The sequence below is a fragment of the Streptomyces sp. NPDC002032 genome, from assembly GCF_042890765.1.
GTDB lineage: Bacteria > Actinomycetota > Actinomycetes > Streptomycetales > Streptomycetaceae > Streptomyces.
This window is the reverse complement of sequence record NZ_JBIASM010000015.1, coordinates 126742-141278: the sequence shown is the minus strand read 5'-3', so window position 1 is coordinate 141278 and position 14537 is coordinate 126742. Positions and strand designations below refer to the sequence as shown.

The window sequence follows — 14537 nt, the reverse complement described above, 5'->3', positions numbered from 1 at the left end:
TACTGCTCAGCCCAGGACCGGGCTGCGGCGCTCCAGCAGCACGACGTCGCGCCAGACCCCGTGGTGGCGGCCGATGCGTTCGCGGGTACCGATGATCCGGAAGCCGGCGCGCTGGTGCAGGGCCAGGCTCGCGGTGTTCTCGGGGAAGATCCCGGACTGGATCGTCCAGATCCCCGCCGCCTCGGTCGAGACGATCAGTGCGTCCAGCAACGCGCGGGCGACACCTTGGCCGCGGGCGGCGGGGTGGACGTAGACGGAGTGCTCGACGACGCCCGCGTACGCGCACCTGTCGGAGACGCGGGTGGCGGCTACCCAGCCGAGGAGTTCACCGTCGCCGTCGATGGCTGCGAAGCGGTGCTCGGGCAGTTTCGCCGCGTCGAAGTCGGCCCAGGTGGGGGCGGTGGTCTCGAAGGTGGCGTTGCCCTCGTCGATCCCGGCCTGGTAGATCGCCAACACCCGGCCGGCGTCCTCGGCCTCAAACGGGCGGATACGGAGGCCGCTCACGCGGACGCGGTCCTCGCCGGGCCGGCCAGCAGGGCGCCCATCGCGGCCAGGACGGACGGCTCGACCCGGTAGTACACCCAGGTGCCCCGGCGCTCGGAGGACAACAGACCCGCCTCCTTCAGCTTCTTCAGGTGGTGGGAGACCGTGGGCTGGGAGACGCCCACGTCGGAGATGTCACACACGCACGCTTCACCGCCCTCGTGGGAGGCGACCGCGGAGAACAGACGCAGGCGCACCGGGTCACCGAGCGCCTTGAACATCTTCGCCGCGACCTCGGCCTCGCCGGCGGACAGGGGGCGTTCGTTGAGCGGGGGGCAGCACGGGGCGACGGCCTCGGGCTCCAAGAGCGGCAGAACCTTCGCATTCGACATACGTCTATGTTGACACACATCGAAACAAGCGCGCAGGGGTGGGGCCTGCGAGATGAGAGGCTCCTCGGCCTCGCAGAGGGTCGACCTTGGAGGACCGGACAAGGCCATGGCCGGATCGCAGTCGTTTGCTTTCAACATCACACCTGATCATGGCCACAGGGTCCGGCGGGGGGTGAGGATGCGAGTCATGGCAACAGAGCACCTCCTCCCCGCCCGCGCGACCCGGTCGATGCCGCTGGCGTTCACCGCCGGAGCCGGCATCGGCATCCTCGGCGGGATGATCGGCCTGGGCGGGGCGGAGTTCCGCCTGCCCTTGCTGATCGGCCTGTTCGGGTTCGCCGCCCTCTCGGCGGTCATCCTCAACAAGGCCATGAGCCTGGCCGTCGTCCTCGTGGCGCTGCCCGCCCGGCTGGCCGCCGTGTCCGCTTCCCAGATCGCCGGGCACTGGACGGTCGCGGCCAACCTCCTCGCCGGCAGCCTCATCGGCGCCTGGGCCGGGGCCACCTGGGCGGTACGGATGCGCACCTCCACCCTCTACAAGGTCCTCGCCGCCCTCATGGTCCTCATGGCCGCCGCCCTGCTGCTCACCCACTTCGGTTCCCTCGGCGCTCTCGATCTGCCGCTGTGGGCGCGGGTTCCGGCCGGGGTGGTGGCGGGGTTCGGCATCGGCGTGGTCGCCGCGATCATGGGTGTTGCCGGCGGGGAGCTGCTGATCCCCACGATCGTGCTGCTGTTCGGCCTCGACATCAAGGTCGCGGGGAGCCTGTCCCTGCTGGTGTCCCTGCCGACCATGCTCGTGGCCTTCGCCCGCTACAGCCGCGACGGCAGCTTCGCCGTCCTGGGCGCCAATCGGCGCTTCACGCTCGTCATGATCGCTGGCTCGGTCACCGGCGCCCTGCTCGGGGGCCTCCTTCTCGGGGCAATCCCCGACCTGATCCTCATCCCCGCCCTCGCGGTCGTCCTCCTGCTCTCCTCGGTCAAGCTCGCCCGCCACGACTGACCCGCCACCCTCACGCCGGCCGGGGCCGCACAACGGCCGCCCCGACCGTCGTCGGCCGCACCCCGGGCATCTACGTCAGCAGCAGCCCGATGCCGGTTCGGCGGCCGGGGCGTTGCAGCAGCCGGCCGCGGCCTCGCTCTGGGCGAGCGGGAGCGCGCTGTGGGCGTCGGCGGGCTTGACGGCCTTGATGATCGCGGAGTGCATGCCGTCGGCGACCTGGTGCGTCGCGGTGATGGCGACGTCGGTGAACCCGGCCGCCTCCAGGCCTCGGCGGTATTCGGTGAAGGAGAGGGCGCCGGCGATGCAGCCGACGTAGTCGCCGCGTTCGGCCCGCTGGTCGGGGGTGAGGGTGTCGTCGGCGACGACGTCCGAGACGCCAATCCTGCCGCCGGGCTTCAGTACGCGGAAGGTCTCGGCGAACACGGACCGCTTGTCGGTGGACAGGTTGATAACGCAGTTCGAGATCACCACGTCGATCGTCGCCGCCGGCAGCGGGATGGCCTCGATGGCACCCTTGAGGAACTCCACGTTCCCCGCCCCCGCCTTGGCCGCGTTGGCCAGGGCCAGGGTCAGCATCTCCTCGGTCATGTCGAGCCCGTACGCCTTGCCCGTGGGGCCGACCCGGCGCGCGGACAACAGGACGTCGATGCCGCCACCCGATCCCAAGTCGAGGACGCGGTCGCCCTCGTTCAAGTCGGCGACCGCGGTCGGGTTGCCACAACCCAGGGACGCGGCGACCGCCTCGGCGGGCAGGGCGCCGCGCTCGGTGTCGGCGTAGAGGCCGGCGCCGAAGTTCTCGTCGATCTCGATCGCGTCGGGGCCGCAACACGCGGTCCCGCCCTCGGTCACCTGGACAGCCGCGGCCGCGTACCGGGAGCGGACCGTTTCCCTCAGCTCGGCGCCACCGGCTGTCGCGGGCATCGGGGCGGGGGCGGGGTTCTCGGACATGACGGCACTCCTCCAGCTCTCGGGGCGCCGCTGCTTCGGCGTCCTCGCCTCAACATTGCGCCTTATATCGACAAACGTCAACATAGGTGAATGTCGAAACAAAAAGCTCAGGAACCACCCTCAGGCACTTCGGGGCAGCCCTGCACGCACCATTTGATTTGAAGTCTGTCTATGTTGACGGATGTCGAAGCCGGTGCGATGCTGATCCGGCGCCACCGAATCGACAAACGTCGAAACAGAACGAGGAGTCGTCGTGACCAGCCCTGCCACCCCCGCTTTGCCCGTCATCGTGATCGGGGCCGGCCCCACCGGCCTGGCCGCCGCCGCGCACCTGGCCGGCCGCGGGATCGAACCCCTCGTCCTGGAAGCGGGGCCCGCCGCCGGCGCCGCAGTACGCCAGTGGGGCCACGTTCGACTGTTCTCGACCTGGTCCGAGGTCGTCGACCCGGCCGCCGAGAAGCTCCTCGCGCCCACCGGATGGACCGCACCCGACGGCACGACGTACCCCTCCGGCGCCGACTGGTCCGCCCTCTACCTCCAGCCGCTGGCCGACGTCCTGGGCGACAAGGTCCGCTACGGCGCCACCGTCACCGGCGTCTCCCGCCAGGGCCGCGACCGGATCGTGGACGCCGACCGCGAGCAGCAGCCGTTCACCGTCCGCATCAAGAACGCCGACGGCACCGAGGAACGGGTCCTGGCCCGCGCCGTCATCGACGCCTCCGGCACCTGGTCCACCCCGTCCCCTATCGGCGGCGACGGCCTGCCCGCCCTCGGCGAGCACGCGGCCGCCGACCGCATCTCCTATCGCATCCCCGACCTCAAGGACCCCGCCGTCCGCACCCGGTACGCGGGCAGGCGCACCGCGGTGATCGGCTCCGGCGCCTCCGCCTTCACCGCGCTCGCCTCCCTCGCCGACCTTGCCAAGTCCGAGGACGGCACGGGCACGCACGCGACCTGGATCCTGCGCCGCGGCATCTCCGGCTCCACCTTCGGCGGCGGCACCGCCGACCAGCTGCCCGCCCGCGGCGCCCTGGGCCTGGCCGCGAAGGCCGCCGTCGACGACGGCCACGCCGACGCCGTCACCGGCTTCCGCACCGACACCATCGAATCCGACACCGACGGCCGCCTGCTCCTGATCGCTGAGGACGGCCGCCGCCTCGACCCCGTCGACGAGGTCATCGTCCTCACCGGCCTGCGCCCCGACCTGTCGTTCGTCTCCGAGCTGCGCCTGGGCCTGGACGAGCGCCTCCAGGCCCCGACCGCGCTCGCCCCGCTGATCGACCCGAACCAGCACTCCTGCGGCACCGTCTACCCCCACGGCGTGAACGAGCTCTCCCACCCCGAGAAGGACCTCTACCTCGTCGGCATGAAGTCTTACGGCCGCGCCCCCACCTTCCTCGCCCTGACCGGCTACGAACAGGTCCGCTCCATCGCCGCCCACCTCGCCGGCGACCACGAAGCCGCCCACCGCGTCGAACTCGCCCTCCCCGAAACCGGAGTCTGCGGCGGAGCCGGCCTCTTCGACCAGCCCACAACCCCCGAAGAAACCGCCGGCGGATGCTGCGCGGCCCCGACCACACTCACCATCGGCGCCCCCACCGCCACCGGCGGCTGCTGACCGAACCGACGGCTCAACCAAGCGGCGGGGCCGTGACCGGGACGGGGGTCCGGTCGCGGCCCCGCACCGTCACGCCCACCGGGTCACCCGAACCAGCGATGGCACCACACCTGTTGCAGCCACTACCGTTGCCAATCCGCGCGCTGAGCTGCACCAACCGACCTTCGGCTGCCTCGCGCCACACTTTCTCCCCCAGAGAACCCCTTGTGCATGGCCTGCCTCAAGGCGCGCGGGGAGACCTTCCGCGCCTGAACCGTCCGCGCGGGCGGGTTAGCGCAGACGAACGACCGTGACGACCACGTGCCGGGTGGTCCCGGCGAGGATCTCCACCACGAGCGGCGGCCCGTCGTAGACGGTGAACGCCTCCCCGTCGTCTGTCCGACCCCGGACTCCGGGGCCGGCTTCGGCCAAGGCCCTCGCGCACTGCGCGGCCAGAGCGCCGGTGACGCGTTGGGAGCGGGCCCGGGTTCCGTCGGGCAGCTCCAGGAGCAGGTGCCCGGGGCGGGCTGGGGTGCCGGTGAAGCCGACCACCACCGCGTCGAGTACCTCGGTGTGTCTGATCTTCTGCCAGTCACGCCGGCCACCCCTGTAGGTGCCCGCGCTCCTCTTGGCCACGATCCCTTCGATGCCCTGCGACTGGAGCGCCTCGAACCACACGAGAGCCGTTTCCCGGTCGTCGGTGGCCGGCACGACCTGGAGCGGCGGGCCGAACTCGCCGAGCAGGTCGACCAAGAGGCCGCGGCGGGTCTCGTAGCTACGGTGGCGGACGTCCCCGTGCTCGGGATGGGCGAGGAGGTCGAAGACGGAAGCGCGCGGGTTCGCAGAATCCTGGAGCTCGAACGCCGGGAACCCACACGTGGTCTACCGATCGGAATGGTTGGGCATGCCGGTTCCAGGTCTGGAAGGTCAGCTCAGCAGCTACTGCGCTCGAACGTGCGGGTTCGGGTCTGACGACAAATTGGAGTGCCTCTGCGTAGTCCGCCCTGCCCGGAGTAGTGGCGGTCTCGCCGCCTGGCCCGGTCTCAAGCCATCGGGCCAGCCGGCCCTCGCCGGCCCCTCTGGTTGTTCAGTGCCATGGCGAGGTGGGGCAGGAAGGCGTCGGGGCGCTGGTCGGGCCGGCAGCGCATAGATCTCAGCGGCGCGGGTGGCCGCCGGGTACAGGCCTCCGGCCGCTCCACGCCGATCGGGCGAAGAGCGGCCGGAGGCTGGTGGGACCATTACCGCTGTGTCACGCTCGACGAGTGCGGGCGCGGTGGTGGTAGCGCGGTCAGGCGGCGAAGGAGGCGAGCAGCTCGTTGTACTGCTTGCCGACGGTGACCAGCTCCTCGACGGAGAAGCCGAAGGCAGTGCCGTACACCTTGACCATCGACTGAAGGCCGGAAACGGTCACAGCGCCGCGTACACCGCGTCGATCAGAGTCTTCTTCCTCGGATCGTCGGCGATGCCGTAGCCCATGCGGTTCATGACGTACCCCACGCTGACGTCCGCCTCCGGGTCCGCTAGGCCGAAGGAGCCGCCTGTGCCGTCGTGGCCGAACGCGCGGGGGTTGGGGCCGTAGGTGGCGTTCTGGCCGCCGAGCCACATGCCCAGGGCGATCTCCGTGTCGTGCTCGTAGGCCGTGCCGACGACCAGATCGCGGCACACGCCCTGGCCTTGGCGGGCACGCTCGGCGGCCTCGGGGGACAGCACGCGGCGGCCGTCGGCGATGCCCCGGTGGGCGAAGATCCCGTAGAGTGCTGCGACCGCGCGGGCCGTACCGTGGCCATTCGCAGCCGGGAGATGGGCGGCGCGCCACTCGGGGGTGTTGGCGTCGGCAGCCGTGATGACGGGGTTGGCCAGGGAGGCCAGGGCGACGGGCGGCAGCTCCGCGAAGGCCGCCTGGACTGCGGCCGTCATGGCCGGGCCAACCAGTTCCGCTATCCGCCCGGCCTCCTTCTCCGGCAGGCCGATCGTGAAGTCGATGCCCAGTGGCCCGGTGATCTCCTGGTGCAGGTACTCGCCGGGGAGCAGACCGGTGATCCGCCGTACCACCTCTCCGACCAGGAAGCCGTACGTCAGGGCGTGGTAGCCGGACTGCGTGCCCGGCTCCCACCACGGCTCCATGGCGGCCAGCCGCGCGGTGGTCAGCTCCCAGTCGTACGCGTCGGCCAGGCTGTGCGGCTCGCGCAGTCCGGCCAGGCCCGCCCGGTGTGAAAGGAGGTGACGTACGAGGACGGTCGATTTGCTGGCCGCGGCGAACTCCGGCCAGTACGTCGCCACGGGGGCGTCCAGGTCGAGCTGTCCCCGGTCGGCCAGCAGATGCGCGACCAGCGCCGTCGGCCCCTTCGTCGTGGACCACACGTTGACCACGGTGTCCCGCTCCCAGGGCCGGGTGCGCGCGGCGTCCGCCCAGCCGCCCCAGAGGTCCACCACGGTCTGCCCGTCGACCTGCACAGCCACCGCGGCGCCCAGTTCCTCGTGCTCCCGGAAGTTCTCCTCGAATGCGGCCCGCACTGAGGCGAACCGCTCGTCGCAGTGGCCTTGGACGGCAGGCCCAGCCGATTCAGAATGGATCATGGTTTTCAATGTGACCTCTCAAGAGGAGTGGCTTGCTAAGGCGCGAGTGATCGCGACCGGTGCTTCTTCGTGTCGCCCCCAGCCCGGCCCGACCCGACTGGTTGTTCAGTGCCATGGCGGGGTCGGGCAGGAAGGCGTCGGGGCGCTGGTCGGGCTGGCAGCGCATTGATCTCAGGGGCGCGGGTGGCCGCCGGGTACAGGCCTCCGGCTGCTCGACGCCGATCGGGCGAAGAGCGGCCGGAGGCCGGTGGGAGCATCACCGCTGCGTAGCCGGTCGACGAGAGCGAGCGCGGTGGATGGGAGCGCGGTCAGGCGGCGAAGGAGGCGAGCAGTTCGTTGTACTGCTTGGCGGCGATGGCCAGGTCCTCGTCGGAGAGGCCGAAGGCGGTGCCGTACACCTTGACCATCGGCTGGATGTCGAACTGGCACAGCCGCAGGGTCGCGTACCAGCTGCTGAGGAGGGTCTCCAGGGTGGCCTGGTTCGCGCCTTCGGGGGTGTAGTGGTCGCCGGGGACGCCGGCGGTGACGGCGACGATCGCCTTCTTGCCGGCCAGCTGCGAGGACGAGCCATCCATGGTGAAGGCCCAGCCATAGGTGAAGACCTTGTCCTGCCACTGCTTGAACAGCGGAGTGGTGTTGTACCAGAACACGGGGTGCTGGAAGACGATCACGTCGTGCTCGGCCAGCAGCGCCCGCTCGGCGTCGGCGTCGATCTGGAAGTCGGGGTACGTGGCGTAGAGGTCGTGCACGGTGACATGGGCCAGATCGCGGACGGCGTCCACGAGCGCCGCGTTGGCCTTCGACTGGGACAGGTCGGGGTGACCTATGACAAGGAGAACCATGGACACGATGGAGAACCTTTGCAGTGATCAGGGAAATGGCTGAACGGGTGGTGCGGCTTGGTCGGGTGCGGGCCAGGAATTCGCCGGGACGTCAGTCCTGCTCCCGCGCTCCGCGTGCGCAGGAGTGAGCTGGGGAGCGCGAACTCCGCAGCGGCGTACTGCGGGCCGCCTACCGTGACGTAGGGGTTGCCCGCGGTGATCGCGTACGGCGATCTCGTCGTGGGTGACTGCTTCCTCACGTCCGGCGCGGCGCCCGCGTGACTGTCGTCGGCCAGTAGGGCGCGGCGACTGCGGCGCAGTCCTTGCGAAGGCGTGGGCGGTCAACGGTCGATGGTGGACATGTTCGCCTCGTCGTGGCGTTCGCCCGCGGCCGGTGTGAGGTTGTTCAGGCGCTCGAGTTGAGCGGCGCTGAGTTCGATGGCGTCGGCGGCGGTGTTCTCTTCGACGCGTGAGACCCGCCGGGTTCCGGGGATGGGGGCGATGTCGTGGCCGCGGGTGAGAATCCACGCCAGCGCGGTCTGTGCCGGGGTGGCGCCGATCTCGGCGCCGATGGCCTGTACTTCGTCGACGATGCGCAGGTTGCGCTGGAAATTTTCACCGGTGAAGCGCGGGTTGGTCTTGCGCCAGTCGTCGTCGGCGAAGTCGTCGACAGTGCGGATCTGCCCGGTCAGCAGGCCGTGGCCGAGCGGCGAGTACGGGACGAACCCGATACCGAGTTCGCGCAGCAGCGGGAGGATTTCGGCCTCGACGTCGCGGGTCCACAGGGAGTATTCGGTCTGGAGCGCGGCCACCGGATGCACGGCGTGCGCGCGGCGGATCGTGTCGGGGCTGGCCTCCGAGAGTCCGATGTGGCGCACCTTGCCTTCGGCTACCAGCTCGGCCAGCGCGCCGATGGTCTCCTCGATGGGCGTGTTCGGGTCGACGCGGTGCTGGTAGTACAGGTCGATGTGGTCGGCGCCGAGCCGCATGAGCGAGCCCTCGACCGCGGTCTTCACGTTGCCGGCGCTGCTGTCGATCACGCCGGGGCCGCCCCCGGAATGGGAGACGAGACCGAACTTCGTCGCCACCACGACCTGGTCGCGACGGCCCTTGATGGCCTTGCCGACGACTTCCTCGCTGTGGAAGGGGCCGTAGATCTCGGCGGTGTCGATATGGGTGACCCCCAGGTCCAGCGCCCGGTGGATCGTGCGGATCGACTCGGAGTCATCGAGCCCCCCGCCGGTGGTGTACGTGCCGGCCATGGTCATGGCTCCCAGGCCAATGCGGGAGACATCAAGCCCGCCCAGTGATACGTGCTTCATCAGGTACTCCTTGTCGTAGGGGCCGTCAGGCCCGGTGGATGGTCATGTCCTGTGAGCGCCATGACCAGTGCGGTGCGCCACCAGTTGACGGACCGCGCGCTGTCGGCGAAGGCGCGGTCCCCCGGGTAGCGGGTCAGTTGCCGGATGCGCACCCGGCGGCTCTGACTCGGCCGGGTGTGGGGCGTGTCGCTCAGGCGCGGGCGTCGTCGTAGGCCGGCGCCGACGACATCGACGCCGGGCTCGTCGGTGATGCGCATGGCTTCGTCCCGGTGGCCGGGCGTGCAGTGGCCGTGCAGGGGGATCCGGGCCGGTCGCTGTCAGCCGATGACCGGCGCTGGTGCTGCCAGGGACAGGCGGTGGAGATCCGTGAACCGGACCGGCTGTGCCGTGTCAGTGCTCCTGGGTGGCCGGTTCCAGAACGACGACCGGGATCTGACGGTCCGTCTGCTTCTGGTACTCGGCGTAGCCCGGGAACGCCTCGACGGCTCGCGCCCACCACAAGGCCTTCTCGTCCCCGGTCACCTCACGTGCCAGCATGTCCTGGCGCACCGGGCCGTCCTGAAGCTCCACCCGGGGGTCGGCCACCACGTTGCGGTACCAGACCGGGTGCTTGGGGGCTCCGGCCGCGGAGGCGACCACGGCGTAGGAGCCGTCGTGCTCCACCCGCATGACCGGGGACTTACGGATCTTGCCGCTCTTCGCGCCCAAGGTGGTCAGGATGACCACCGGCCGGTCCTGGAGAGTCGTTCCCTGCGTACCGCCGGAGCTTTCGTACAACTCCACCTGGTCGGCTACAAACTGCACCGGGTTCGGCTCGTACTCGCCTGTGAGTGGCATGGTGTCTCCAAGGTGTCGAAGATGCACTCGGCGGCGGCTGCGCCTGGGCCCGGGTGCGGGGGTTTCGCTCAGGCGTGGGCGTCGTCGTGGGCCAGGTTGCCGCCGAGCTCGCGGGAGGCCCCGGCCTGGGCGAGGAGTTCGCGGGCCTTATCCTGGGCGGCCTCGATGGCGTCCGCGCCGGCGACGAAGCGCTGCAGGGGTTTGTCCTGGTCGGCGATGGTGAGCAGGGCGCGGGCGAGCTTGGCGGGGTCGCCCGGCTGCTGGCCGTTCATGCTCTTCATGCCCGCGATCCTGGGGGCGGTACGCGGGGCGTAGTCGTCGATGGACAGCTCGGGCCAGATGGTGGAGCCGTCCACGAGGAGTTCGGTGCGGAAGTAGCCGGGCTCCACAACGGTGGTGTGGATGTTGTACGGCTCGACGTCGTAGCGCAGGGACTCCATCCAGCCCTCTTCGGCGAACTTGGAGGCGGCGTAGGCGGAGGTGAATTCCATGCCGACCAGGCCAGCGGTCGAGGTGATGGTGATGACGTGGCCGGCGCGCTGCTTTCGCATGATCGGCAGGACGGCGCGGGTCACGTTCATCGGGCCGAAGAGGTTGGTCTCGAACTGCTGGCGCATCTGCGCGGGCGAGATCTCCTCGAAGTAGCCGGTGAACAGGTTCCCGGCGTTGTTGATCAGTACGTCGATGCGGCCGAAGCGGTCGACGGCGGCCTGCGCGGCGGCCTGAGCATCGTCCAGGCTGGTCACATCCAGCCTGGTGACCAGCAGGTTGTCCTGCGGCCCGCCCAGGGTCTTCTCGACCTCCTCAGGGCGGCGGCCGGTGGCGACGACCCGGTGCCCGGCGACCAGGGCCTCGCGGGCGATGTCCGTGCCCAGACCGCGTCCGGCACCGGTAACGACGATGACCTTGCTCATGAGGGGCTTCCTTTCAGATGCCGTGATCCGGCACCCGGTGTGTGCGGTGGTGATGCGGGCAGCAGCCCGGCAGCGCCGACGGCCCCACAGAGGGGCTGGAGATCGGCGGCACGAGCGCCGCCGTATCCGGGCCGTTCACACCGCCGTGGGCGGTGCACCACCAACAAAACCAGTCGCCCCGGCAACGTGGGAGTCCCTGCTGAGAGGGGTACCGACAGGGACCCCCAGGCCTGAGGAAGCACTCGTAAAGTGGAGCACATGGCAGGAAGAAACGACCCTCTCGACACTAATCGCGACATCCGTGACGATTTCCGGGCACAGATCCGAGAATTCCTGGGCACGCGACGGGCCAGGGTCACCCCCGAGCAGGCCGGACTGCCCCTCTACGGCGGAGAGCGTCGACGCGTCACCGGACTGCGCCGCGAGGAGGTCGCCTTGCTCGCGGGCATCTCCAGCGAGTACTACACCCGGCTGGAGCGCGGCAACGCCACCGGCGTCTCGGAAGGCGTCATCGATGGCATCGCGCAAGCACTCCAGCTCGACGAGGCCGAACGCATCCACCTGCTCGACCTCCTGCGCGGCGCAGGCACCACCCGTCCACCACGACGCCGGCCCGCCCAGCAGCGCGTGCGGCCCACCGTGCAGCGCGTCCTCGACTCGATGACCGGCACACCCGCCTTCGTCCTCAGCGGACGCGGGGACATCCTGGCCGCCAACCTCCTCGGCCGCGCCCTGTTCTCCCCCGTCTATGCCGACCCGGCACGGCCGCCCAACAACGCCAGGTTCGTCTTCCTCGACCCGAGCGCCACCGCGTTCTTCCGCCACTGGGACCAGGTCGCAGGCGACACGGTCGCGATGCTGCGCGCCGAAGCCGGCCGCGATCTCTACGACCGGCGGCTGACGGACCTGATCGGGGAGCTGTCCACCCGCAGCGAGGAGTTCCGTCGCCGCTGGGCGGCACACAACGTCCGGATACACACCACCGGCGTGAAGCTCCTGCACCACCCGGTCGTGGGCGACCTCGACCTGCCCTTCGAGACCTTCCCCGTCGGCGACGGCCCCAGCCAGTTCCTCCTCACCTACACCCCAGAGCCCGCCTCACCCTCGCAGGACGCCCTGAACCTGCTGGCCAGCTGGGCCGCGACCAACGACGACATCGGCCAGTACGAACCGGCCAACGACTCCGAGCCCGCCGACTCGGCCGAGACACCCGACTGAACGACGAGCCACGCGAGCCGCCATGCCCGCCCACGAACCCGCAGACGGCCCCACCCACAACCGCCGACCGAGGAAACCGCCCCGAGCCCCGCTCCACCCTTCCCCTCACCCACGCCGCCCACCGGATGCAGCTCCACATCCAGAGAATGAGCCCAGCCCTCATCCACTGACCGTGGCAGGTGGGGTCTCGGCCCGCATCCCGTGGGTTTCTGCGCAGTGGCGCCCGGTCAGTGGATCCGGGGCAGGGCCTTGTCGGGGTGCGCGGCGTGGACGTACTTCACGGCGATGCTGGGGTGGATGCCGAAGAGACGGACAAGGTGGACCGGATCGGCGGTCTCGCGGGCTTCGTCCAGGATGCGGTCGGCCCATACCTGCCGTGGCAGCAGTCCGATCTGGTCGAACGCGGTCCGGATCGCGAGGTAGCTGATCGGAGGAGAGGCTGGGTGCCGGTAGGTCTGGGAGGTGATGAGCAGGTGCGGGTTGGTGGCCTGGGGCCGGGCAGGGACAGGGCAAGGGCGGCGGCCGCAACGGCCGCCCGCATCATGATCATCACGCGGTCGGTTGTACCGGCCCACACACCGTCAGCAACAGCCTCCCGGTGGCGGCTTCACCCGCCCGGGGCGCCCGGTTCGCCGGTGAAACGCCACTGCACACCCGGGGCCCGGTATGTGTGGCGCGGGGGGCGTCAGTCGCCGCTCTCTTTGCGGTGCCAGTGGGTCCACAGGCGTGTGGTGAGCCAGATGATGGCGGCGACGAGGACACCGGCGATGACGTTTTCGATGATGTTGTTCATGGTGGGCATGCCTTTCACGCGCCGGTCGGCTCGTTGGCCGGCCGGCGCGAAGTGCTGTACGGGCTGGGCTGGGCTACTGGGCCACGAGGGCGCCGGGCAGATGCGGGTAGCGCATGAAGACGCGCATCTCGTCGCGCAGGGGGATCTCGCGGGCGAAGCTTTCGGCGAGTTCCGTGCGGTGGCGGACGGGCTCGGGGACGTGGCGCTCGGGGGTGAAGGCGAGCATCTGGGAGATGGCCCGCCAGGCCCTGGCTTCGGTGGTGGGGCCGATCGCGGCGTGGTGCGCGGCGAGGAGATGCGCGGCCAGGGGGTCGCCGGCTCCGGCGGCGAAGCGCCACCAGTAGAGGGCGGATTCGCGTTTGTCGAGGCTGTAGAGGAGGCAGCCGAAGGTGCGGGCGCCGGCTTCGTCGTAGTCGGCGGCGAACGCGGTGAGGGTGTCGATCTCGTGCGAGCGCAGGATCGTGGTGCACAGCTGGGTGACGTAGCCGAAGGCGAGGTACTGCTCGGCGCCCGGGTCCGTGGTGATGATCGGTGTGGGGCGTCGGCGCCCGCCCCGCCGGGCGCGGGGGCGGGCGTGTCCGCCGGGGCGGACGGTGTGGGGTCCGGTGGCGGGCGGGGAGAGCTGGGTCAGCTCGGCGGGTTCCTCGCCGGACCGTTCGGGGGCGGGGCTGTCGGACGCCGGGGACGGGTGTTGGAGGAGGCGGGCGCCGGCGGCGGCGACGCGCAGGGCCAGAGAGCGGTGCGCGTCCGGATGCGCGGCGAAGCCCGCGCACACCGCCCCGAGCATGCCCCGGTCCTCTCCGGTCTCGTGACAGACGAGGTGTCCTTCGCTGGACAGGCACCCGGCGACCAGCCGGGCGAGCTGGCCGGGCGCCAGGCTGCCGTGACGGCCCGGCCGGAAGTCGCACGTACCGCACCGTTCCGCGACAACGCGCACCCGGCCGGTGACCGGGTCGGCGACGGGCACGCTGCCCACCGTCACCGTCCGCACCACCCATGCCCCGCCCGGCGCCGGGTCCCGGCCGGGGCCCGGCGGTGTGCGGTGTCGCGAGGATGCGGGAGTTCTTCCACGCGGTTCATCCTGCCGCCGCGGGCAGCAACCCCGCAGCCGTCCCCCGTCATGCTCCTGGGGAAGTCCACCGCCCGCGCCGGAGAGGGGCCCGCGGCGCGCCGACCGTGCCGTCGCCCGGGATTTCACATGTAGGGGCTCCACCGGCCGAGCCGGGCCAGCAGCCGGATCGCGGCCCGTTCGTCCACGCCGAGCGCGGCCGCCGCCTGAGCTGGCGTCGCATCAGCGCGGGCGCCACGGGCCGCCCAGTACCCGACCCGCTCCGCGGTGGCCTCCAGCCGGCGGGTCGCGCGCACCGCGGCCACCGGGGACGTCTTCGTCAGCCGGTCGATCTCCTCCACCAGCCGCTCCAGGAGTACGGTCACCGACTCCGGGAGGGGGATGGCGCTGGCCTCGACCTGGGCGGTGTGGCCGTCCCAGTCCCGGTCGCAGGCGTCCGCCTGCCCGTCCCGCCTTCCTGAAGGCCCTCATCGCCGATCAGCGCCCAGTCCAGAGGATGCTCCGGGCCGCTCCAGCCGCAGGAGCACACCGCGCGCAAAGCGGCGGCCCGGGGGATGCGCGGGGAG

Annotated in this window: 16 protein-coding genes and 1 pseudogene; 3 read left to right on the top strand and 14 right to left on the bottom strand. The window is 70.8% G+C overall.

Annotated features, from left to right (window positions below):
• Positions 1 to 6: 6 nt before the first annotated feature.
• Positions 7 to 504, bottom strand: a complete 498-nt coding sequence (locus ACFYYT_RS28625) for an N-acetyltransferase family protein (protein WP_351821933.1) — start codon at positions 502 to 504, stop codon at positions 7 to 9.
• Entirely contained in the window at positions 501 to 875 is a 375-nt protein-coding gene (locus ACFYYT_RS28620) for a metalloregulator ArsR/SmtB family transcription factor (protein ID WP_351821935.1), read from the bottom strand. The genes ACFYYT_RS28625 and ACFYYT_RS28620 overlap by 4 nt, the downstream gene beginning before the upstream one ends.
• 187 nt (positions 876 to 1062) lie before the next feature.
• On the opposite strand from ACFYYT_RS28620, the gene ACFYYT_RS28615 reads away from it, so the two are divergent.
• Positions 1063 to 1875, top strand: a complete 813-nt coding sequence (locus tag ACFYYT_RS28615) for a sulfite exporter TauE/SafE family protein (protein WP_351821938.1) — start codon at positions 1063 to 1065, stop codon at positions 1873 to 1875.
• A 75-nt stretch (positions 1876 to 1950) separates the two neighbouring features.
• Here the strand turns inward: ACFYYT_RS28615 and arsM are convergent, their stop codons facing one another.
• On the bottom strand, positions 1951 to 2823 hold the full coding sequence (gene arsM, locus ACFYYT_RS28610; RefSeq protein WP_351821940.1) for an arsenite methyltransferase: 873 nt from the start codon (positions 2821 to 2823) through the stop codon (positions 1951 to 1953).
• A gap of 253 nt (positions 2824 to 3076) precedes the next feature.
• Here arsM and ACFYYT_RS28605 point away from each other — a divergent pair, with 253 nt between their 5' ends.
• Complete coding sequence (locus ACFYYT_RS28605; protein ID WP_351821943.1) at positions 3077 to 4441, top strand: FAD-dependent oxidoreductase; 1365 nt, start codon at positions 3077 to 3079, stop codon at positions 4439 to 4441.
• Positions 4442 to 4711: 270 nt separating this feature from the next.
• Here ACFYYT_RS28605 and ACFYYT_RS28600 read toward each other — a convergent pair.
• From ACFYYT_RS28600 to ACFYYT_RS28565, 8 genes and pseudogenes are all read right to left on the bottom strand, one after another.
• Positions 4712 to 5260, bottom strand: a pseudogene (locus tag ACFYYT_RS28600) (hypothetical protein); the annotation flags it as partial.
• Between the two features lie 448 nt (positions 5261 to 5708).
• Positions 5709 to 5831 (bottom strand): hypothetical protein, encoded by a 123-nt coding sequence (locus ACFYYT_RS28595; protein WP_351821946.1) that lies wholly within the window; start codon positions 5829 to 5831, stop codon positions 5709 to 5711.
• On the bottom strand, positions 5828 to 6997 hold the full coding sequence (locus tag ACFYYT_RS28590; protein ID WP_351821949.1) for a serine hydrolase domain-containing protein: 1170 nt from the start codon (positions 6995 to 6997) through the stop codon (positions 5828 to 5830). The genes ACFYYT_RS28595 and ACFYYT_RS28590 overlap by 4 nt, the downstream gene beginning before the upstream one ends.
• 308 nt (positions 6998 to 7305) lie before the next feature.
• Positions 7306 to 7839, bottom strand: coding sequence for an NAD(P)H-dependent oxidoreductase (locus ACFYYT_RS28585; protein WP_351821952.1), 534 nt, complete (start codon positions 7837 to 7839; stop codon positions 7306 to 7308).
• Between the two features lie 320 nt (positions 7840 to 8159).
• Positions 8160 to 9140, bottom strand: a complete 981-nt coding sequence (locus ACFYYT_RS28580; RefSeq protein WP_351821955.1) for an aldo/keto reductase — start codon at positions 9138 to 9140, stop codon at positions 8160 to 8162.
• Positions 9140 to 9397, bottom strand: coding sequence for a hypothetical protein (locus ACFYYT_RS28575; protein WP_351821958.1), 258 nt, complete (start codon positions 9395 to 9397; stop codon positions 9140 to 9142). The genes ACFYYT_RS28580 and ACFYYT_RS28575 overlap by 1 nt, the downstream gene beginning before the upstream one ends.
• Before the next feature lie 133 nt (positions 9398 to 9530).
• On the bottom strand, positions 9531 to 9977 hold the full coding sequence (locus tag ACFYYT_RS28570) for a nitroreductase family deazaflavin-dependent oxidoreductase (protein ID WP_351821961.1): 447 nt from the start codon (positions 9975 to 9977) through the stop codon (positions 9531 to 9533).
• A gap of 68 nt (positions 9978 to 10045) precedes the next feature.
• Positions 10046 to 10891: an SDR family oxidoreductase gene (locus ACFYYT_RS28565; protein WP_351821964.1), complete on the bottom strand. Its 846-nt coding sequence runs from the start codon at positions 10889 to 10891 to the stop codon at positions 10046 to 10048.
• A 258-nt stretch (positions 10892 to 11149) separates the two neighbouring features.
• Here ACFYYT_RS28565 and ACFYYT_RS28560 point away from each other — a divergent pair, with 258 nt between their 5' ends.
• Complete coding sequence (locus ACFYYT_RS28560; protein ID WP_351821967.1) at positions 11150 to 12109, top strand: helix-turn-helix transcriptional regulator; 960 nt, start codon at positions 11150 to 11152, stop codon at positions 12107 to 12109.
• 227 nt (positions 12110 to 12336) lie between these two features.
• Here the strand turns inward: ACFYYT_RS28560 and ACFYYT_RS28555 are convergent, their stop codons facing one another.
• The 3 genes from ACFYYT_RS28555 to ACFYYT_RS28545 all read right to left on the bottom strand — a co-directional run bounded on the left by ACFYYT_RS28555 (position 12337) and on the right by ACFYYT_RS28545 (position 14336).
• Positions 12337 to 12684, bottom strand: a complete 348-nt coding sequence (locus ACFYYT_RS28555) for a hypothetical protein (RefSeq protein WP_351821970.1) — start codon at positions 12682 to 12684, stop codon at positions 12337 to 12339.
• Positions 12685 to 12975: 291 nt separating this feature from the next.
• Complete coding sequence (locus tag ACFYYT_RS28550) at positions 12976 to 13884, bottom strand: hypothetical protein (RefSeq protein ID WP_351821973.1); 909 nt, start codon at positions 13882 to 13884, stop codon at positions 12976 to 12978.
• A gap of 212 nt (positions 13885 to 14096) precedes the next feature.
• Positions 14097 to 14336, bottom strand: coding sequence for a hypothetical protein (locus ACFYYT_RS28545; protein WP_351821976.1), 240 nt, complete (start codon positions 14334 to 14336; stop codon positions 14097 to 14099).
• Positions 14337 to 14537: the final 201 nt, after the last annotated feature.

Bases quoted from the DNA above. Each gene is read 5' to 3' on its own strand.
- ACFYYT_RS28620 (WP_351821935.1), bottom strand. From the start codon at position 875: ATGTCGAATGCGAAGGTTCTGCCGCTCTTGGAGCCCGAGGCCGTCGCC.
- ACFYYT_RS28615 (WP_351821938.1), top strand. From the start codon at position 1,063: ATGGCAACAGAGCACCTCCTCCCCGCCCGCGCGACCCGGTCGATGCCG.
- arsM (WP_351821940.1), bottom strand. From the start codon at position 2,823: ATGTCCGAGAACCCCGCCCCCGCCCCGATGCCCGCGACAGCCGGTGGC.
- ACFYYT_RS28590 (WP_351821949.1), bottom strand. From the start codon at position 6,997: ATGATCCATTCTGAATCGGCTGGGCCTGCCGTCCAAGGCCACTGCGAC.
- ACFYYT_RS28585 (WP_351821952.1), bottom strand. From the start codon at position 7,839: ATGGTTCTCCTTGTCATAGGTCACCCCGACCTGTCCCAGTCGAAGGCC.
- ACFYYT_RS28580 (WP_351821955.1), bottom strand. From the start codon at position 9,140: ATGAAGCACGTATCACTGGGCGGGCTTGATGTCTCCCGCATTGGCCTG.
- ACFYYT_RS28575 (WP_351821958.1), bottom strand. From the start codon at position 9,397: ATGCGCATCACCGACGAGCCCGGCGTCGATGTCGTCGGCGCCGGCCTA.
- ACFYYT_RS28570 (WP_351821961.1), bottom strand. From the start codon at position 9,977: ATGCCACTCACAGGCGAGTACGAGCCGAACCCGGTGCAGTTTGTAGCC.
- ACFYYT_RS28565 (WP_351821964.1), bottom strand. From the start codon at position 10,891: ATGAGCAAGGTCATCGTCGTTACCGGTGCCGGACGCGGTCTGGGCACG.
- ACFYYT_RS28560 (WP_351821967.1), top strand. From the start codon at position 11,150: ATGGCAGGAAGAAACGACCCTCTCGACACTAATCGCGACATCCGTGAC.